General features: G+C 62.8%; 23 protein-coding genes. 12 read left to right on the plus strand and 11 right to left on the minus strand.

Annotation, left to right across the window (positions count from 1 at the left end):
- Positions 1-200: 200 nt before the first annotated feature.
- The gene (locus tag EN869_RS29835) at positions 201-659 is read right to left on the minus strand and encodes a PaaI family thioesterase (protein ID WP_127230125.1); all 459 of its coding nucleotides are present in this window, start codon (positions 657-659) and stop codon (positions 201-203) included.
- Positions 660-810: 151 nt separating this feature from the next.
- On the opposite strand from EN869_RS29835, the gene EN869_RS29840 reads away from it, so the two are divergent.
- The 5 genes from EN869_RS29840 to EN869_RS29860 all read left to right on the plus strand — a co-directional run bounded on the left by EN869_RS29840 (position 811) and on the right by EN869_RS29860 (position 4,754).
- Complete coding sequence (locus EN869_RS29840; protein ID WP_127230126.1) at positions 811-1,632, plus strand: enoyl-CoA hydratase; 822 nt, start codon at positions 811-813, stop codon at positions 1,630-1,632.
- A gap of 44 nt (positions 1,633-1,676) precedes the next feature.
- Complete coding sequence (locus tag EN869_RS29845) at positions 1,677-2,453, plus strand: AAA family ATPase (RefSeq protein WP_127230127.1); 777 nt, start codon at positions 1,677-1,679, stop codon at positions 2,451-2,453.
- Positions 2,450-2,971: a CoA-binding protein gene (locus EN869_RS29850; protein WP_127230128.1), complete on the plus strand. Its 522-nt coding sequence runs from the start codon at positions 2,450-2,452 to the stop codon at positions 2,969-2,971. Before EN869_RS29845 ends, EN869_RS29850 begins: the two co-directional genes overlap by 4 nt.
- A 156-nt stretch (positions 2,972-3,127) precedes the next feature.
- On the plus strand, positions 3,128-4,408 hold the full coding sequence (locus EN869_RS29855; protein ID WP_127230129.1) for an O-acetylhomoserine aminocarboxypropyltransferase: 1,281 nt from the start codon (positions 3,128-3,130) through the stop codon (positions 4,406-4,408).
- Position 4,409: 1 nt separating this feature from the next.
- Positions 4,410-4,754 carry a cupin domain-containing protein gene (locus EN869_RS29860; protein WP_127230130.1) on the plus strand — a complete coding sequence of 115 codons (345 nt, stop codon included), beginning with the start codon at positions 4,410-4,412 and terminating at the stop codon, positions 4,752-4,754.
- 17 nt (positions 4,755-4,771) lie between these two features.
- Here EN869_RS29860 and EN869_RS29865 read toward each other — a convergent pair whose 3' ends face one another.
- The 3 genes from EN869_RS29865 to EN869_RS29875 all read right to left on the minus strand — a co-directional run bounded on the left by EN869_RS29865 (position 4,772) and on the right by EN869_RS29875 (position 7,574).
- Positions 4,772-5,476, minus strand: a complete 705-nt coding sequence (locus EN869_RS29865) for a transporter substrate-binding domain-containing protein (protein ID WP_127230131.1) — start codon at positions 5,474-5,476, stop codon at positions 4,772-4,774.
- 50 nt (positions 5,477-5,526) lie between these two features.
- Entirely contained in the window at positions 5,527-6,765 is a 1,239-nt protein-coding gene (locus EN869_RS29870; RefSeq protein ID WP_127230186.1) for a cytochrome P450, read from the minus strand.
- 80 nt (positions 6,766-6,845) lie between these two features.
- The gene (locus tag EN869_RS29875; RefSeq protein WP_127230132.1) at positions 6,846-7,574 is read right to left on the minus strand and encodes a hypothetical protein; all 729 of its coding nucleotides are present in this window, start codon (positions 7,572-7,574) and stop codon (positions 6,846-6,848) included.
- Positions 7,575-7,684: 110 nt separating this feature from the next.
- Between EN869_RS29875 and EN869_RS29880 the strand changes: the two genes are divergently transcribed.
- Together EN869_RS29880 and EN869_RS29885 are read left to right on the plus strand one after the other, a co-directional pair.
- Complete coding sequence (locus EN869_RS29880; protein ID WP_127230133.1) at positions 7,685-8,029, plus strand: hypothetical protein; 345 nt, start codon at positions 7,685-7,687, stop codon at positions 8,027-8,029.
- A 19-nt stretch (positions 8,030-8,048) separates the two neighbouring features.
- The gene (locus tag EN869_RS29885; protein ID WP_127230134.1) at positions 8,049-8,576 is read left to right on the plus strand and encodes a gamma carbonic anhydrase family protein; all 528 of its coding nucleotides are present in this window, start codon (positions 8,049-8,051) and stop codon (positions 8,574-8,576) included.
- Between the two features lie 21 nt (positions 8,577-8,597).
- Here the strand turns inward: EN869_RS29885 and EN869_RS29890 are convergent, their stop codons facing one another.
- The 4 genes from EN869_RS29890 to EN869_RS29905 all read right to left on the minus strand — a co-directional run bounded on the left by EN869_RS29890 (position 8,598) and on the right by EN869_RS29905 (position 11,699).
- Positions 8,598-9,149 (minus strand): ankyrin repeat domain-containing protein, encoded by a 552-nt coding sequence (locus EN869_RS29890; RefSeq protein WP_127230135.1) that lies wholly within the window; start codon positions 9,147-9,149, stop codon positions 8,598-8,600.
- Between the two features lie 255 nt (positions 9,150-9,404).
- Positions 9,405-10,010, minus strand: a complete 606-nt coding sequence (locus tag EN869_RS29895; protein WP_127230136.1) for a transglutaminase-like cysteine peptidase — start codon at positions 10,008-10,010, stop codon at positions 9,405-9,407.
- Between the two features lie 259 nt (positions 10,011-10,269).
- Complete coding sequence (locus tag EN869_RS29900; RefSeq protein WP_127230137.1) at positions 10,270-10,887, minus strand: PilZ domain-containing protein; 618 nt, start codon at positions 10,885-10,887, stop codon at positions 10,270-10,272.
- Positions 10,888-11,060: 173 nt separating this feature from the next.
- A complete protein-coding gene (locus EN869_RS29905) occupies positions 11,061-11,699 on the minus strand; it encodes a PAS domain-containing protein (RefSeq protein WP_127230138.1) in 639 nt (212 codons plus the stop codon).
- Positions 11,700-12,121: 422 nt separating this feature from the next.
- On the opposite strand from EN869_RS29905, the gene EN869_RS29910 reads away from it, so the two are divergent.
- Together EN869_RS29910 and EN869_RS29915 are read left to right on the plus strand one after the other, a co-directional pair.
- Positions 12,122-12,859 (plus strand): rhomboid family intramembrane serine protease, encoded by a 738-nt coding sequence (locus EN869_RS29910; protein WP_127230139.1) that lies wholly within the window; start codon positions 12,122-12,124, stop codon positions 12,857-12,859.
- Between the two features lie 134 nt (positions 12,860-12,993).
- Positions 12,994-13,425, plus strand: coding sequence for a CBS domain-containing protein (locus EN869_RS29915; protein ID WP_112130040.1), 432 nt, complete (start codon positions 12,994-12,996; stop codon positions 13,423-13,425).
- A 49-nt stretch (positions 13,426-13,474) separates the two neighbouring features.
- Here EN869_RS29915 and EN869_RS29920 read toward each other — a convergent pair whose 3' ends face one another.
- Positions 13,475-13,765, minus strand: coding sequence for a YjhX family toxin (locus EN869_RS29920; protein WP_127230140.1), 291 nt, complete (start codon positions 13,763-13,765; stop codon positions 13,475-13,477).
- A 322-nt stretch (positions 13,766-14,087) separates the two neighbouring features.
- Here EN869_RS29920 and gatB point away from each other — a divergent pair, with 322 nt between their 5' ends.
- The 3 genes from gatB to EN869_RS29940 all read left to right on the plus strand — a co-directional run bounded on the left by gatB (position 14,088) and on the right by EN869_RS29940 (position 16,911).
- Positions 14,088-15,587, plus strand: coding sequence for an Asp-tRNA(Asn)/Glu-tRNA(Gln) amidotransferase subunit GatB (gene gatB, locus EN869_RS29930; RefSeq protein WP_127230141.1), 1,500 nt, complete (start codon positions 14,088-14,090; stop codon positions 15,585-15,587).
- Between the two features lie 4 nt (positions 15,588-15,591).
- The gene (locus EN869_RS29935) at positions 15,592-16,080 is read left to right on the plus strand and encodes a GNAT family N-acetyltransferase (protein ID WP_127230142.1); all 489 of its coding nucleotides are present in this window, start codon (positions 15,592-15,594) and stop codon (positions 16,078-16,080) included.
- Positions 16,081-16,212: 132 nt separating this feature from the next.
- Positions 16,213-16,911 (plus strand): AIM24 family protein, encoded by a 699-nt coding sequence (locus tag EN869_RS29940; RefSeq protein WP_127230143.1) that lies wholly within the window; start codon positions 16,213-16,215, stop codon positions 16,909-16,911.
- A 71-nt stretch (positions 16,912-16,982) separates the two neighbouring features.
- On the opposite strand, the gene panC is transcribed toward EN869_RS29940, so the two are convergent.
- Positions 16,983-17,834 carry a pantoate--beta-alanine ligase gene (panC, locus tag EN869_RS29945; RefSeq protein WP_127230144.1) on the minus strand — a complete coding sequence of 284 codons (852 nt, stop codon included), beginning with the start codon at positions 17,832-17,834 and terminating at the stop codon, positions 16,983-16,985.
- Entirely contained in the window at positions 17,831-18,670 is an 840-nt protein-coding gene (gene panB / locus EN869_RS29950) for a 3-methyl-2-oxobutanoate hydroxymethyltransferase (protein WP_127230145.1), read from the minus strand. The genes panC and panB overlap by 4 nt, the downstream gene beginning before the upstream one ends.
- Positions 18,671-18,751 lie beyond the last annotated feature (81 nt).

Genomic DNA, 18,751 nt, shown 5'->3' on the forward strand with positions numbered 1-18,751 from the left:
AAGGGACAAGAGAAGGCGTTTCTTGTTGCTTGGATTGACAGGAAAGCCGAAGCCACCCGCCAATAACAAAACGGCGGCCGTTGCGGGCCGCTGCTTCGCGAGGGCTTATAGGCGAGGGCGCCTGACCCGTCAAGGCGATCGAAAACGAATTCGGTGCATAAAATCAAGCAAAAACAATGGTTTGATATGACGGTATTATTTTACCGCATCATTTCGCGTTTCCTTGGGATCGAATAGGTGCCGGTGGCATGCGCGACAGTGTGCCCATCGGGACCGGCGACGATGTCGATGTCGAAGACCATCAGGCTCTTGCCGAGCTTCAGGATCCGGCAATGGCCGTCGATCGGACCGGCCTCGGCCTTGCGCATGAAGTTGATGTCGAGGTTGACCGTCACCGAAAGCGCGTCCGGTCCGGCGTGGCTGAGCACGCAGACATAACCGCCAATGTCGGCCAGCGTGAATAAGGACGGACCGGATACCGTGCCACCGGGGCGCAGATGCCGCTCATCGGCATTGAGCCGCACCGTGCAGCCTCCGGGAAACACTTCGATCGCCTCGTACGAGGTAAAGCTGTCGTTGAGCTGCGGATAGACGCTCGCCATCAGCGCATTGACCTCGGCCGCGTTGAGCATTGGCTTCAGATTGCTTTGGGTAGGCATGGCGGCGTCCTATATGGAATGGCAAGCTCCGGGCGATATGCCTGGACCAAACGGTGCGACGGAGAAAACACGCCTCGCGGCTGTTCTTCAACCGGCAGCGTGCTAGTTCTGTTGCTCCATGCGCCGCGAGCGCTGACCCGAGAGATTGGAAATGGCCGAAGTCGTCGCCATCAAGCCCGCCGTCGCCGACGGCCCCGTTCTTGTCAGCCAGGACAAGGGCGTCCTGCGCCTCACGCTCGCCAGCCCGCCGGCCAATGCGCTGTCGCTGGCGACAATGGCGGCCCTGCAGGCCGAATTCGACCGTGTGAGAGAAGACAAATCCGTGCGCGTCATCATCCTGGCGGGGTCAGGAAAAGTGTTCTGCGCCGGTCACGACCTCAAGGAGATGACGGCCCACCGCGCCGAAACGGATCGCGGCAAGGCCTTCTTCGAAAAGACCTTCGCCGCTTGTGCCAAGCTCATGCAGACAATTGTGCGCCATCCAAAGCCGGTGATCGCCGAGGTCGATGGCCTTGCCACAGCCGCCGGCCTGCAACTGGTCGCCAGCTGCGACCTTGCCATCGCCTCGCACGAAGCGACCTTCTGCACGCCGGGCGTCAACATCGGCCTGTTCTGCTCGACACCCATGGTGGCGCTGTCGCGCAACGTCTCGCGCAAGCAGGCGATGGAAATGCTGCTCACCGGTGAGACGATCGATGCCGCGACCGCGAAGGAATTCGGCCTGATCAACCGCATCGTGCCGCGCGAATATCTGAATCAAGTTGTCAACAAATACGCGCAAACCATTGCTTCGAAATCGTCTTTGGTCGTCAAGACTGGCAAGGAAGCCTTCTACGCCCAGACCGAAATGGGGCTGGCCGATGCCTATGCCTATACCGGCCGGGTGATGGTCGAGAACATGCTGGCACGCGACGCCGAGGAAGGCATCGGCGCCTTCATCGGCAAGCGCAAGCCGGAATGGACCGACGAGTAGCGGGCCTGAATGAAGCCGCGCCATCCCATCGCTGAAGGTGCGACATGGCTGCCCGCAAGCAACTGACGCGGCTGAAAGCGCCCTATCTCAGGCGCATCCTGCTTGAGCCGTCGCGCGTTGCCGACTGGGACAAATATCCCTGGAACCTGCCGCTCTTTCGGGAGGGCGCATTCGAGTTCGAATTCGCCTCGGCCATCACCATCATCGTCGGCGAGAACGGCACCGGCAAATCGACGCTGCTTGAAGCGATCGGTGCCTTGGCCGGTTATGACGAGGCTGGCGGCGGCAAGGGCTACATGCCCGTCGATCATTCTCGCGCCATCGACAAGAGCGGCGCAGGATTGGCGAGCAGTTTCCGGTGCCACTGGCTGCCAAAGGTGACCGCGGGTTGGTTCTTTCGCGCCGAGTCCTTCTATTCGGTTGCACGCTATCTCGACGCGGCGGCGCGGGAATCCGGCGGTGCGCCGCCCGATTTCCTCTCATGGTCGCATGGCGAAGGTTTTATCCGCTTCTTTGAGGAACGCTGCCGCCGGCAAGGCATCTACATTCTCGACGAGCCCGAAAGCGCGCTGTCGCCGACACGCCAGATCGAGCTGCTCAAATTGCTTCAACGCATGGAGCAGTCCGGCACGGCGCAGGTGATCATGGCCACGCACTCGCCGCTGCTGATGGCTTGTCCGAACGCGCGGCTCTTCCGCATCAGCCGCTTCGGCCTCGACCTGATTGATTTTCAGGACACCGATCATTTTCGCATGATGCGCGACTTCTGCAGCGATCCGGCTGCCTTTCTCGCCGAAGCGCTATATGAGGACGAGCCATGAACCACGACACTTACGACAACGCCTACATCGCCGGCATTCTGAACTCGGTGAAAACCATCGCCATGGTTGGCGCTTCGCCGAACGATGTGCGGCCGAGTTATTTCGTGCTGAAATACCTTTTGGCCAAGGGTTTTTCGGTGTTCCCGATCAATCCCGGACACGCCGGCAAGGAGATCCTTGGCCGCACCGTCTATGCCAGCCTGGCCGACGTGCCGCAGCCGGTCGACATGGTCGACATTTTTCGCGGCTCGGCGGTAGTCCCTGGTATCGTCGACCAGGTGCTGAAACTCGATCCGTTGCCCAAGGTCGTCTGGATGCAGCTTAGCGTACGCCACGACGAGGCCGCTGCCCGCGCCGAGGCGGCCGGCATCAAGGTGGTGATGAACCGCTGCCCCAAGATCGAATATGGCAAGCTGTCGGGCGAAATCGGTTGGACCGGCGTCAATTCCGGCGTTCTGTCGTCGAAGAAGCCGATAATGCGCCAGGGTTTTCAGAGCTTCGGCGTGCGGCAGAAATAGCGGAGCGCAGCTCGCGCAAAATTATACCGGGAAGAAATGGATTTTCTCGGGCGTTCGCCGAAGATCGCACGCCGAAAGGTATTTTCTTCTTTGCATTCCCAGCCGGGCTTCGCCAAGAATGCCCGGCGATTTTAGAACGGTCAGGAGAGGATTTCGATGACCAGTACGCCCGGTTTCAACACGCTCGCCGTTCATGCCGGCGCCAAGCCCGATCCGGCCACTGGCGCTCGGGCCACGCCGATCTACCAGACCACCTCCTTTGTCTTCGACGACGCCGACCATGCCGCCTCGCTGTTCGGGCTGAAGGCCTTCGGCAACATCTACACCCGCATCATGAACCCGACCCAGGCGGTGCTCGAGGAGCGCGTCGCAGCACTCGAAGGCGGCACGGCGGCGCTTGCCGTTGCCTCGGGCCATGCCGCGCAGGTCATCGTCTTTCACAATCTGATGCGCCCCGGCGACAATTTCATCGCCGCCAACAAGCTCTATGGCGGATCGATCAACCAGTTCGGCCACGCCTTCAAGAATTATGGCTGGGAGGTGCGCTGGGCCGACGTCAACGACCTCGCGACCTTCGAGAGCCAGATCGACGACAAGACCAAGGCGATCTTCATCGAAAGTCTTGCCAATCCCGGTGGCGTCTTCGTCGACATCGAAAAGATCGGCGACATCGCCCGCAAGTATGGCCTGCCGTTGATCGTCGACAACACGCTGGCCTCGCCCTATCTGGTGCGGCCGATCGAGCACGGCGCCGACATCGTCGTGCATTCGCTGACCAAGTTCATCGGCGGCCATGGCAATTCGATCGGCGGCGTCATTGTCGACGGCGGCACGTTCGACTGGTCGAAGTCGGGCAAATATCCGATGCTGTCGGAGCCGCGGCCCGAATATGGCGGTCTGGTGCTGCACGAGACCTTCGGCAATTTCGCTTTCGCCATCGCTGCGCGCGTGCTCGGCCTGCGCGACCTTGGCCCGGCGATCTCGCCCTTCAACGCCTTCCTGATCCTGACCGGTCTGGAAACCTTGCCGCTGCGCATGCAGCGCCATTGTGACAATGCCGCGAGCGTCGCCGGCTGGCTCTCCAACCATCCCAAGGTTGCCTGGGTGAACTATCCCGGCCTTCCGAGCGATAAGAACAACGCGCTGCAGAAGAAATATTCGCCGCAGGGCGCCGGCGCCGTGTTTACTTTCGGCCTCAAGGGCGGCTACGAGGCCGGCGTCAAATTCGTCGAGGCGCTGGAGCTGTTTTCGCACCTCGCCAATGTCGGCGACACCAAGTCGCTGGTCATCCACCCGGCCTCGACCACGCATCGCCAGCTTTCCGACGAGCAGAAGGTCAAGGCCGGCGCCGGGCCGGATACCGTGCGGCTGTCGATCGGCATCGAGGACGTCAACGACATCGTCGCCGACCTCGAACAGGCGCTCGGCAAGGTCTGATATGTCGGCCTTTCTTGCGGTCAATATCGACAGCGTCGAACCGGAGGCCGGCGCGCCGGCCCCGGACCGGGTGATCTCCGGCGATCCGAAATTCCGCACCTGGAACGTCGAGGAGCGCGACGGCGGCCTTTATGCCGGCATCTGGGAAGCGACGCCGGGCAAGTGGCGCATCGTCTATGACGAATGGGAGTTCTGCCACATCCTGTCCGGCGTCTCGGTCATCGCAGAGGATGGCGGCGAGACCCGCACTGTCCGGGCCGGCGACAGTTTCGTGCTGAGGCCAGGTTTCAAGGGCACCTGGGAAGTGCTCGAGACGACGCGCAAGGGGTATGTGATCAAGCTTTGATTGCTTCGCAGCCGTAATCAGAGCAGCCGGTCGATATCGCTGTCGGAAAAGCCATAGCGACCCATGATCTCTCGGTGCCAGGCGCTTCCGAGCAGGTCACCGAGGCATTGGTCGACGCGCCGGCGCAGCGCGTCATTGCCCTTGGCGAGAGCGAAAGCGCCCGCGGCCGGTTGCCGTTCGGAGGCCGGGACGTCGATCACATCGAGCAGCGCGCCTGGCCGCCCGTTGACATAGCCGCGATGTGCCATGGCGACGCTGGCATAGACGTCGGCGTGACCCGCCGCGACGGCTTCGGCTGCTTCGGCCTGTGTTGCGAATATCCTGATCCGTTGCGGCAGCACGCCATTCCGCAGCGCGGTCTGGTGCTGGATCTGGTCCGATATCACTGCGAGCGCGGCGGAGGGGTGCCGAGCGATGGACCGGTAGCCAGTCAAGTCCAGCGGGTTGGCCCTGGCGACCATGAGCCCGTCCGGGAGTGACCAGATCGGCCGTGTGAAATCCACGAGCTTGCTGCGCTCTTCCGAGATGAACAGGCCGGTCGTCATGTCCCAGCGGCCGTCGACCAAACCGGGGAGCAGTTCGGCGAACTCCGTCTCGATCGACGAAAAGTCCTCGCCGAGCATCTGGCATATCCGCTTGGCGAGTTCCACGTCGCAGCCAGTGATCGCGCCCGACGCGTCGGTGAAGCAGAAAGGCGGCTCCTGCAGGTAGGCGAATTTCATGTTTAGGTTCCGAACGACGATTTCAGCTTTCGAGGCGGATCGGTTCGCGGTCAAAAGGTCACGGCAACCCGTTCCAGACCGTGGAAATGGTAAGTGTCGCGGAAGCGCGGCGTCTCCGCCAGGCTCAGATCCGGCAGCCGGTCGAACAGCGTTTTCAGTGACACCTGCAACTCCAGCCGCGCCAGCGGCGCGCCGATGCAAAAATGAATGCCGGCACCGAAGGAGACGTTCTTCTGGTCCGTGCGCGCCGGATTGAATGTGTCGGGCTCGGCAAAGGCCAGGGGATCGTGGTTGGCCATGCCGAGTAGCAATGCCACCATCTCGCCGGGCTTGACCAGAATGCCCGGCGACACTTCAATTTCCTCATAGGCATAGCGCAGGAACATGTGCAGCGGCGCGTCGTAGCGCAGGCATTCCTCGACTGCCGCGACGTTTTTCTCCGGCGTTTCGAAGAAGCGGCGTGGATCGCCGCCTTGCGCCAGGATCGAGCGCACCGCATTGCCCGTCTGGTGCACAGTCGCTTCATGGCCGGCATTGAGAAGCAGGATCGCCGAGGACACCAGCTCGTCCTCGGAAAGTTTCTGGCCGTTGTCCTGGGCCTCGATCAGCAGGGAAAGCAGGTCGTCGCCAGGTCTCCTGCGCCGCTCGGCCACATGGCCGCGCAGGAAAGCGGCGAAATCGCGCGCGGCGCGGTTGGCCGTGTCCTCGATCTCGCGCGTGCGCCCGTGCACGTACATCGCGACCATCCGATGCGACCAGTCGAGCAGCTGCGGCCCCATATCGACCGGGACGCCGAGCATTTCGGCGATGATGGTGATCGGCAAGGGCGAGGCATAGGCTGGCAATAGGTCGACGCCGCCCGGCTCGAAGCGGTCGACCAGTTCATTGGCCAATGCCTCGATGCGCGGCCTCAGCCGCTCGACCTGGCGCGAGACGAAGGCGCGGTTGACCAGCGTCCTCAGCCGCGTATGCACCGGCGGCTCAAGCTCCAGCATTGAATTTGCCTCGATCGCGTCGAAGGACACGAGATGCGAGCGGTCGTCGCCCACGCCGCGGCTGTCGGGGATCCCCGCCGGGTTCTGGCGGCCGAAACGGCGGTCGCGCAAAAGACGGCTCACGTCATCGAAACCGCCGAAACACCAGAAGCCGTAGTCCTCCCAGAAGAAGGCGTTGGCGGCGCCGTGCAGGAAGACATAAGCCTCATACGGGTTCTGCACGAAGGCCGGCTCGTGCGGGTCGAGTCGGAGGCGGCGGCTGGCGGGGTCGAAGGCGAGATAGGCTGGCGTCATGCTCAATCTTTAGCGCGCCTTGTCAGCGCGATGCCAGACCATGTCTTGGCGCCCGAAACGGAGAAGCGTTGAGCCGGCCGCTAGTGTCCCGTTTTCAGGATAGCCGTCACCTTGGCTGCAATGGCCGCATCGAGCGCCGGCCAGTTCGCCAGCAACTCGCGCGGAAAACGGTAGGTGAGGCTGAGCTCATCGCCGACCTGAATGTCGCGCTCGCAAGGGGCCAGCGATTCCTCGGCGCTCGGCCCGCTGAGGCAGCGGGCGACGAACGGATCCTTGCCGGGGCGTTCGGCGACGGCCAGCACTTCGTTGAGATAACCTGATTTTTCGCTGAAGGCATAAACCGTCGTGCCGCCCGGACCGGCTGTGCCCGGCTTTTCGATCAGGGCGCTGTAGATCGGCGCGAAGCGGCCGCTCATGTCGCGCGACATCATGCGCGGCTCGAATGACAGGAACACGATCTTCTTGGTCGTCGCGTGGTTGAAGTCGTCGCGTGCGGCGGTGCTGTAGCCGTCCATCTCGGGATAGCGCAGGTAGAGATCGAGCCGCGAGGCGATGCCGTCGCGCCTGGCCTGGTCGAAGCGGATGAAGTTTGCCGGCACGCTGATCAGATTGTTGCCCATGACGATCCGGCGCACCGTCGTGTCATCCGAATAGCCGGCCATGGCGATCGACCGTCCAAGCCATTTGCCGCCGACGCTGATCGCCACCGAAAGCAGCGCCAGCGCCGCGAAAACATAGAAGACCCGCTTCATCAAGGTCGAATCGACGACCTCGAAGTCCGGGCTCTCGGCGGCGGTTGCCTGTTTCATTCGCTCTTTCCCGATCCGCCCACCTGTCCTTCGGCGGCACAGCCTGCGCGGCATGGCTCTTGCAGCGCGTTGGCACGACTGTGCGTTTTCATGGTAAACGAGTGGTAAACATGGATCCCGTTGTGCTTGTTCTTTACGCTTTTGCGGTCGGTCTGACGGCCTGCGGGCTGGCCGGGTCGGCCATGGAGTTGCTGTCCGGCAGGCGCCTGGCCTTTGCCGAACCTTATGTTTCGCCGGTCCATATCCTGCGTTCACTGGCGGCGACGGCCTGCGCCGGACCGTTTATGCTCACGAATGAAGCCTTGGCTGCCCGGCGCGAGGGGCGCATCGGCACGATGGCGCTGTTGTCCTGCGGCTGCACCGCCATTGCCTGGGCGCTGGCGCTCGGCGTCGTGATCATTACCATTGCATCCTGGGCGACCGCCAACTTAGGGTCTTTCGAATTCGTTGGTTGAGACGATTCGGAGACGCAAAATGCCGGTCTATGCGATCGATGGGAAAGCGCCTGAGTTCGAGGATGCGGAAACCAACTGGATCGCCCCCGACGCCACGCTGATCGGCAATATCAGGATCGGCCGCAATGTCGGCTTCTGGTTCGGTGTCGCCATCCGCGGCGACGGTGAACCGATCATCATCGGTGCCGACACCAATGTGCAGGAACATACGATCATGCACACCGATCCGGGGTTTCCGCTGACCATCGGCCAAGGCTGCACGATCGGCCACAGGGCGCTGCTGCATGGCTGCACGATCGGCGACAACAGCCTGATCGGCATGGGTGCCATCGTGTTGAACGGCGCCAGGATCGGCAGCAACTCGCTGGTCGGCGCCGGCGCGCTGGTGACGGAAAACAAGGTTTTCCCGGACAATTCGCTGATCGTCGGCTCGCCCGCCAAGGTGATAAGGACGCTGGACCAAGCGGCGATCGAGCGGCTGCGTGTCTCGGCAGCCCATTACGTGGCCAACGCCAAGCGCTTCAAGGCCAAGTTGGCGGTGGTATAACGGCGACCGCGCGCCGCGTCCTCATCCGCGGCGACTGTTCATCGCTTCACGCAGCAGAAAGGCGCCGGCTTCGAAGCCGGCCTCTTCCGCGCCTTCCAATGGTGTCTCATAGTCGTCGATGCGGGTCCTTAGCGACGGGTCCGCGCCCGAGACCAGCAGCAGGTGGATCGCCTCGGCGTCACGCCGCGAAACCGCGTAGTGCAGGGGCGTCCAGTCGTTCACGCCGCGCATATCCGGGTTGGCGCCGTGTTCGATCAGGGTACGCAAGACCTCCAGCCTGTCCGGCCGTTCCGTCGATAACGCGGCAATGATCGAGGGAAAGCCGGCAGGATCCTCATAATTCGGGTTCGAGCCGGCATCGAGCAAGGCGGCGATGAATGCGGCCGGGCTCCAGTAGATGGCATATTCCAGCGGATGGCCGAGACCGAGCTCGAACGGCATCCTCTCGTCGAACCAGTTCGCCGAGCCGCCGAGCGCCTTGCCGAGGCCCTCGAAGTCGCCCGTTTTGAAAGCCTCGTCTATGGCCTTGAACAACCGGTGCCGGGCACCGCGATCCTCCGGGACTTCCAGCATCGCCTTGATCCGCAATGATCGCGCTATACTCCTGTCTGCCCCGATCCGGAAGGGCCGCCGGCCAATGGCGCTTCGGCAAGAGGGCGCCGGCCGGTCGACCTCGAGACGGGTACTGCCCGAAATAGCGGAGCCGGCCCCGGGGACAGGGGCCGGCTCCTAAAACCCGGTCGTTGGGGACGGGGAGGGTGGGGACTCGACCGGGCTTTTCCCTAAGCACGCCGCGCGGGCACGACGTAGCTAATCGCTTTGGCGCCCTTAGCGGACGCTGGCGACCGCATCCTCGCGGCCGTCGTTGATGGTGACCCAAACGCCCGAATTCTCGGTCGATTGACGCTTGAGGTAGGTGTAGACCGTGTCGTTCCAGGCGAGCACTTTCGGCTCGAGGTTATCGAGGATGAACTCGCCGAGGCTGGTGCGCACGGTGAGCACGGCATGGCCATCGCCATTCGGCTGGCGCACCACCGTCATCAACAGATTGCCGGCCGGGACACCCGCAGCCATCAGCTCGCGCCGCTTCTCCAGCGCGTAGTCCTCGCAATCGCCGACGCCCTTGTCAGGATAGGCCCAGTATTCCTCGACACCGTAGATTTCCATGTCGGTGCGCGGCTTGACGCGGGTGTTGACCGAATTGTTGACGTTGACGATCGTCGCCCACAGCTTGCGCGTCAGCTCGACCGGCGTGCCCTTCGGCGTCCGCTCGTTGCATTCGACAGGAATGCGCTGACAGAAATCATAGTGACCGACCGGCTGGGTAGTGCGGCCACCCGTATGCATGTAAACCGGTCCTGCGCTTGCCGTTCCCCACGCGGACAGATGCATCGCCATTGCCAAGAGCAACAGCTTGCCCCTCGTCATTTTCATTGTGGTAGTCTCCCCGTTTGAGAAGACTGTGCCACGTTGGGATTTATTTGACGCAAAAACGCGAAGTAGACATTGAGTAAAACGCCGGTCGAATAAACATAAAATTTGAACTATCGCGGTCCTGGATTATTCAGGGTTACCCAGGTTTGCGAGAGGGTTCTGCCGGCACGGGACGTGCCTGCTCCGGGCGATCAAGACTAGGCAACAAAAAACCGGCCGCTGAGGGCCGGTTGGCTTCGCGCTTGCTATGCGGTCCGCGTCAGGACCGCGGCGCGTTGAATTCCTGATCGAGCGTTTCCGGCCGCTGGATGACGGCGAACTCGATGGCGACGCCGTCCTCGAAATGGCGCACCACCTGGCCGCGCATCGTGCCGAGCATGACCTGGACGCCGATCGCCGGCTTGACGTCGATCTCGATCGCAGCACCGGACAGCGACAGGTCGATGATGCGGCACTGATACTGGCGCCCATCGGTGAGCTGCAGAACGCTCATCGGATTGCGCGGCGCCACGCGCTCATGACGACGGTCCTCGGGCAGGTCTAGCTCATGCTTGTTTGCAAGCCATGTGAGCTGCGCGGCGAGCTTGTCCTTCTTGCGATCCGAAGCGATGACGGTCATGGCGAAGCCGTCCTGCGAGGTGCGGGTCACGACGCCTTCAACGCGGCCGATATGGTCGATATAGGCGATGACCTTTTCGCCCGGCATGCCGATGCGATCGGTGCGCAGCGCAACGTTGCCGGGTGACATGTCGATCACCTGGCATGGATGCTCGGTGCGGTCCTCCAGCATGAAGCGCCCGTAAATCTTGACGCGGACACGCTGAAAGTTGCGCCGTTCAGCTCGTGACGGTGCATAATCTACCGCCGCTGACCTCATGACCGCCTACACCCCATTGGCATTCCGCGCGACGATGCGAGGAATTTCGCCCAAAAAGTACAGCAAAGCAGGTTAACAAACGGGAAAAATCGGCCGCGAATGCCGACGCCGGGAAGTCGATTCCAGGCGGAAAAATTAACCGTGTGCGAGGCAGAAAACGCGCGCGGCCGGGCTCATTCGTGACGCCCGCCGTCGAGGACGACGAGATGGCGGATGCGGCGCACGCGGCCGAGCGCCGAAATGGTCTCCGGAGGGTCGAATTCGGCCGGGACGAGCGATGGAACGTCGATCGCGGGCCGGTTCTTCAGGAACATCGGCTCCTTCTCGGGATCTATCACCCGGATCGTGTCGATTAGTGCGTCGACGAGCGGGTCGGCGCCCAGCCAGAACGGCTTGTCGGCGGTGCTGATGATGCCGAGGCAGCGTTGGTTCTCCGCACCGCCGTCCAGCGGCAGCGCCAGGAGCTCGAATTTGTTGGAACGGCCGTTGCGGCTGAACCCTTCGAAGGTCATGAGCAGGACCGATTTCTGCTCGAAAACGCCCTGCATGAGCCGCGACACCAGCCGCTGGTCCTTCTCGCGCCAGAGCGAGGGAAAGGAGAAGCCCTTGAGCTCCCGGCCGTAATAGGCGCAGAGCCTTGTGCCGGCCAGCCGGAACACCGCTTCGCCGCGCGTGTCGCGCTCCAGGATGAAGGTGTCCGCCAAAAGCGACTTGATGTCCGCCGGCTCCACTTCCGATCGCTTCGGGGCAAGGCGACCATCACGCAGCTGGTTCCAATATTGGAACAGCGCGATCGATCCTTTTTCTTTCATGTCCATTCCGCTCCGCACAATCTGTCTTTTGATGTCCCATCGGCGAACAGACAGGGCGCCCTCCGATGACCTTCATGCGGTGCGGAGCAGGATGCGTGCCAGTATCGTTAACGTTTGTTCACGCCTCGGGGTCGTTAAGGTTAACAAGTGGTTTACATTGCGCGCTGGCGACGCCCGTGGCACACGAAAGTCACTCCAAAACGGTCGTTTCAGCAGCGATCGGCAGCACTTCAGTCAGAGTTTATGGGAGCAGGGGGACTCGACCGGCCGTTCAGGGGGACACCTGGACGGCCTTCTTTTTGATTCGCCCCCGGTTCTGATTCGCGCTTTTCCGGTCGTGACTGTGGCGATTCGCTATTTGTGCTTCGAAAGCGCGTGATCTACATGCTCGCCGAAATCGAGTCCCAGACCTGCAAGGGCGCATGAGCGAACCGGTAAATCCCACCGAAACCGAACCGCTGCCGGACGAGGCCCCCGAGCCGCCGCGTCGCGAGCCGGTGTTCAATCTGCCTCCGATCGTGCTCGCGGTGATCGCCATTTGCGGGGCGGTCTATCTGCTGCAGCAATATGGGCTGAACGAGACGCAGCAAATGACGCTGCTCTACGACGGTGCCTTCATTCCGGTGCTCTATACCGGCCAATACGGCTTCGACTGGTTCCTGTTCACGCGTCCGTTCACCTATGCGTTCATGCATGGGGGCGTTGCTCACATCGCCATCAACATGATCTGGCTTGCGGCTTTCGGCTCGCCGCTCGCCAATCGCCTCGGCGCGCTGCGCTTTGCGATATTCTACGCTGTGACCGGGCTGGCTTCGGTTGTTCTGTTCTGGGCGCTGCATCCCTATGGCGAGGCGCCGCTGGTCGGTGCTTCGGGCGCGATTTCCGGCATGATGGGCGCGGCGGCGCGCTATGGCTTCCGCGTCGACCGTTCGTCCGGCAAGGCCGCTTTCGCCGGCGAGCCCTTGCCGATCGCGGCGGTGTTGCGCTCGCGTGGCGTCATGACCTTTCTGGGCGTCTGGATGGTCATAAATCTTGCCACCGGCCTGATCGGCTTCGCGCCAGGAATCGAGGGCCAGATCGCCTGGGAGGCTCATATCGGCGGCTTCGTCGCCGGCTTTTTCGGCTTGCGTTTTTTCGACCGTCCTTGGCCCGCGGTCTGAGACCTGCTTCCACTTGAAATGCAACCAATCACGGCGCACGATGTTGCCCAAGCACCCAGTGTCTTTGCGAGGGCGCAGGGGCTCAAAAGCCGGTCGGGGCGGGGGAGCCGGCGTCAAAGGCAGTGGAGGACGCCATGACGGTTAAGGCAATTCTGGAAAGCAAGGGCCATGACGTGTTCACGCTCGGGCCCAATGAGAAACTTAGCGAGGCCATTCGCATGCTGGCCGAGCACAGGATCGGCGCGCTCGTCATCACCAATGGCGACCGAAAGATCGTCGGCATCCTCTCGGAGCGCGACATCGTCAAGGTCGTGGCCAGGGAAGGCGCCGCCGCGCTCGATATCCCCGTGCGTTCGGCGATGACGCCGAAGGTGAAGATCTGCAACGAAAACCACACGGTCAACGAGGTCATGGAGATCATGACGAGGGGCCGCTTCCGCCATCTGCCGGTGGAGAAAAACGGCCTGCTCGACGGCATCGTCTCCATCGGTGACGTGGTCAAGCGCCGCATCGAGGATGTCGAGCGCGAGGCCGAAGAGATCAAGCAATACATCGCCACCGCTTGATCTTGAGTAAAAACCGCCGGCTGTTGCCAGCCGGCGGCGTCGGCGCGTTCTATCGGTTGTCGAGCTCGGCGCGGACCAGCTCGAGCCCGCGCCGGGTGATGCGGTAAGGTCCGGCATCCGTCGAGGAAACCGCTTTCTTGCGCCTCAGTTTTCGAAAGAGTTCCAGGTCGAAGCCCGGATAGCGCCAGCCGTCGCGGGTCAGGCACCGAACCGCGGCGATCTTCCTGCTCTCGTTCTTTTCGATTTCGATACGTCCGCCCTGCGCGAGCAGATGCAGGATGCGCTGTTCCCCACAGCGCCGCGCGTCCTCTTGGACGCGTGGCACTCTTGGTTGGCGCATGATCCTTTCCGAAAATCGGTTCCGATTTTCGGGGTCATGCGCTGCGCGAAATGCCCATTGGAGAACTCCCGGGAAAAACAACAAAAGCCGCCGCCGCGAGACATCGCGGCACGGGGTTTCAGGTTTTCCTGCCCTGCCTCTTACGAGGTCAGGGCTTCACCGGGACTGACGTAAGTGGACATCCACTCTCCATTGGATGGACACTTCTTAGGCGAAAGCGGCGCGGAAGGCCAGCGCGAGGCTTGTCTCACAAGGCGGTTTGCACTAGCGAGTGACTTTCACGTCTGGCGTGAAAATCACGTTCGCGAACGAGCAGGCCTCTATGAGCATCATCGACACCCGCACCCCCGACGCAAAACGTCTGATCCCCGGCGCCACCGGCGACTGGGAGGTCATCATCGGGCTCGAAGTGCATGCGCAAGTGATCTCGCAGGCCAAGCTTTTCTCGGGTGCCTCGACGTCGTTCGGCGCGGCGCCCAACGCCAACGTTAGCCTGGTCGACGCGGCGATGCCCGGCATGCTGCCGGTCATCAACGAGGAATGCGTCAAGCAGGCGATCCGCACTGGGCTCGGCCTCAAGGCCGCGATCAACCACAAGTCGGTCTTCGACCGGAAGAACTATTTCTATCCGGACCTGCCGCAGGGCTACCAGATCTCGCAGTTCAAGCAGCCGATCGTCGGCGAGGGCAAGGTGATCGTCTCGGTCGGCCCCGACCGGCACGGCGAGTTCGAGGATATCGAGGTCGGCATCGAGCGCCTGCATCTGGAGCAGGACGCCGGCAAGTCGATGCACGACCAGCACCCGACGATGTCCTATGTCGACCTCAACCGCTCCGGCGTGGCGCTGATGGAGATCGTCTCCAAGCCCGACATCCGCTCGGCGGAGGAAGCCAAGGCCTATGTGACGAAGCTTCGCTCGATCATGCGCTATCTCGGCACGTGCGACGGCAACATGGACGAAGGCTCGCTGCGCGCCGATGTCAACGTTTCCGTCCGTCGTCCGGGTGGCGCGTTCGGCACGCGCTGCGAGATCAAGAACATGAACTCGATCCGCTTCATCGGCCAGGCCATCGAATACGAGGCGCGCCGGCAGATCGCCATCCTGGAAGACGGTGGCAAGATCGACCAGGAGACACGCCTGTTCGACCCGAACAAGGGCGAGACGCGTTCGATGCGTTCCAAGGAGGAGGCGCACGACTACCGCTACTTCCCGGATCCAGACCTTTTGCCACTGGAGTTCGACCAGGCCTATGTCGACGCGCTCGAAAAGGAACTGCCTGAGCTGCCCGACGACAAGAAGGCGCGGCTGGTCGATGTGCTCGGCCTGTCGGCCTATGACGCTTCCGTCCTGGTGTCGGAGAAGCCGATTGCCGACTATTTCGAGAAGGTGGCCTCCGGTCGCGACGGCAAGCTCGCCGCCAACTGGGTCATCAACGATCTGCTGGGTCAGCTGAACAAGGCCGGCAAAGACATTGAAAATGCTCCGGTTTCACCTGATCAGCTCGGTGCCGTTCTAGACCTGATCAAGGAAGGCACCATTTCCGGCAAGATCGCCAAGGACCTGTTCGAGATCGTCTGGAACGAAGGTGGCGATCCGCGCAAGCTGGTCGAGAGCCGCGGCATGAAGCAGGTCACCGACACCGGCGCTATCGAGAAGGCGGTCGACGAGGTCATCGCCGCCAACCCGGACAAGGCCGAGCAGGCGCGCGCCAAGCCGACCATGGCCGGCTGGTTCGTCGGTCAGGTCATGAAGGCCACCGGCGGCAAGGCCAACCCGCAGGCGGTCAACGACCTGGTCAAGGCCAAGCTCGGCATCGAGTAGGGCGATGTTCGTCCGCACCGCCAGCGAACGCGATCTGGTTGCGGTCCGTGCGCTGCTGGTCGAGACCTGGCATGCGACCTATGACACCATCTATGGCGCCGAGCGGGTTACCGCGATCACCGACGACTGGCATTCGATCGCCTCGCTCAAGGCGCGGTTGACGCGACCGAATTCCGAATTCCTGGTCGCCGACGATGGCAAGCGGCTCGGCGGCATGGCATTCGCCGCCGCCACCACCGACCCGAAGATCGTCCTTCTGAACCAGCTCTACGTGCATCCGGCCTACCAGCGGCGAGGCATTGGCCACTCGTTGCTCGACGAGGTCGAGGCCAGCTTTCCCGAGATGCATACGCTGCGTCTCGAGGTCGAGGAAGCCAATGCCGTGGCGATCGCCTTCTACGAGGCCAATGGGTTCCGGCCGGCGGGCAGGACCGCCGACTGCGGCGGCAATTCGGGATTGCCCGCGCTTATTCTGGAGAAGCGGCTCGGCTAGATCGTCGGCGCGCATCCTCGTGCATCATCGCGCGGTTTTGATTTGATCGCGCCGATCCGCCCGATCAAACCTGTTCCACGCAGCGTTCGCACCCGCCACAAGGTTAGGGGCGCCGCTCGCTAGGGGGAAACCATGCCGAGCTTGCCGGAACTGATGCCGACCGAAGTGTCGGGTGAGACTTTCGGCGGCGTGACCTATCACGTCGCTGGCGAACTGGTGCCGGTGCTGTCGGTCGATGTGACCAATATGCCGGTCTATTTCGAGCACCATATCCTGCTCTGGAAGAACACCACCATCACCATCGGCCTGAAGTCGCTGAAGGGCGCGCTGAAGCGCATGATCGCCGGCATGCAGATCTTCGTCACCGAGGCGTCCGGGCCGGGTGTCATTGCCTTCAGCCGCGACGGGCCCGGCCATATCGTGCCGATCCATCTCCGGCGCGGCGAAGAGATCCAGGTGCGCGAGCACCAGTTTCTCGCCGCCACCGCCAGCGTCGACTACACGTTCGAGCGCGTGCGCGGCCTGGGAACGATGCTGTTCGGCCAGAGCGGCTTCTTCATCGACCGTTTCCGTGGCGAGACCGGCGACGGCATCGTCTGGCTGCACGGCTACGGCAACGTCTTCGAGAAGGTGCTGGCGCCCGGCGAAACTATCGACATCGAGCCAGGCGGCTGGCTGTTCAAGGACGCCTCGGTGAGGATGGATACGAGGATCGACAAGCTTTCCAGCGGCTTCTTCGGCGCCGCCATGAATTTCGTCGTCAACCGCTTCACCGGACCGGGCCGGGTCGGCATCCAGTCGATGTATCTGCACATGCCGTCGGAAGAGTAGGCGTTTCGCGAGCAGGCCGATCGCGGCAGTGGCGACAATTCAAGGATCAGCAGCCGTCGAGCAGCGAGCGCTCAGGTGGAAGGGATTTCCACGTTGTCGATCAACCGCGTCGTGCCAAGCCAGGCTGCTGCGAGCACACGGCCGTCGCGCTTCCGCTGCCAGGGTGCAAGCGTGACGCTCGCGCGGGCGGCGACATAGTCGACCTTCCGGAAGCCTGCTGAGACAAGGGCCTTTGCAGCATCTTCGGTGGCGCCGGCTTCGTCCTCGCCGGCCGAAAGCGCCGCCGCCGCACGGCGCAGGATCACGTTGAGCTGGCGCGCGATGTCAAGCTCGGCCTCGCCGAGATAGGCATTGCGCGACGACATGGCGAGGCCGTGAGCGTCGCGCACGGTTGGCGCGCCGACGATTTCGACGGGCAGGTCGAGATCGCGGCAGAGCTGCCTGACGACGCAAAGCTGCTGGTAGTCCTTCTCGCCGAACACGGCGCAATCGGGCTCTGCCTGCAGGAAGAGCTTGGCCACCACGGTCGCGACACCGTCGAAGAAATTCGGCCTGAAGTCGGTTTCGAGACCGGAGGAAGGGCCGCCCACCGAGATTTTGGTGGTGAAGCCGGCCGGGTACATTTCCGCCACGCCGGGCGTGAAGGCGAGGTGCGCGCCTGCGTCCCGCAACCGGTCGAGATCGCGCGCCAGCTGGCGCGGGTATTTGTCGAGATCTTCCGTCGGCGCGAACTGGGTCGGATTGACGAAGATCGAGACGACGCTGCGATCGGCCCGTTCGAGCGCGATCCTGACCAGCGAGATGTGGCCGTCATGCAGCGCGCCCATGGTCGGCACCATGGCGACCTTGAGGCCGGCCTGCCGCCAGTCCCGGACCTGGGCGCGAAGGGCGGCGACGCTGTCGACGACGATGGGAGCGGTCATATCTCGTCCTTGCCGGGTGCAGTCGTGAAGACGTGGTCGGAACCGGGAAAGGCCCGGCTGCGCACCTCGGCCGCATAGCGCGCCGCCGCATCCGCCACCACGCTGCGCAAGTCGGCATATTCCTTGACGAATTTCGGCACGCGATCGACGGTCAGGCCGACCATGTCGTCGATCACCAGGATCTGGCCGTCGCAGTCGGCACTGGCGCCGATGCCGATCGTCGGTATGGGTATATGATGGCTGAGCTTCGCCGCTACCGCCTCCACTGTGCCCTCGATGACGACGGAGAAGGCGCCGGCTTTTTCCACAGCCTCGGCATCGCGAAAGAGGGCTGCGATGTTCTCCTCCGTGCGGCCCTTGATCCTGTAGCCGCCCTCCTTCTCCACCGACTGTGGCTGCAGGCCGATATGACCCATGACGGGTATTCCCGCCGCGACGATCGCCGCGATCTGGACGGCCATGTCGACGCCGCCTTCGAGCTTCACAGCCTGGCAGCCCGTTTCCTCGACGATGCGCCTTGCCGCAGTCACGGCCTGTGCCGGCGAGGCCTCATAGCTGCCGGCCGGCATGTCGACCACGACGCATGCTTTGGCCGAGCCGCGCATCACGGCCTGGCCATGGGCGATCATCATGTCCAGCGAGGCGCCGAGGGTCGTTGCGTGACCATGCAGGACCATGGCGACACTGTCGCCGACCAGCAGCAGGTCGACATGCGGATCGAGCAGGCGAGCGACGGGGTAGGTGTAGGCGGTGAGGCAGACGATCGGCACACCGCCCTTGCGGCGGCGAATGTCTTCGGCATTGATCCGGATGGCGGCGGACGGATCACGAGTCAATCGTCACCTCCCTAGAGCATGATGCCGAAAAGTGTGTAGCGGTTTTCGGACGACATCATGCTCAATCTCTTTAGAGCCGGA

It is taken from the genome of Mesorhizobium sp. M2D.F.Ca.ET.226.01.1.1, from assembly GCF_004022705.2.
Classification (GTDB): Bacteria; Pseudomonadota; Alphaproteobacteria; order Rhizobiales; family Rhizobiaceae; genus Mesorhizobium.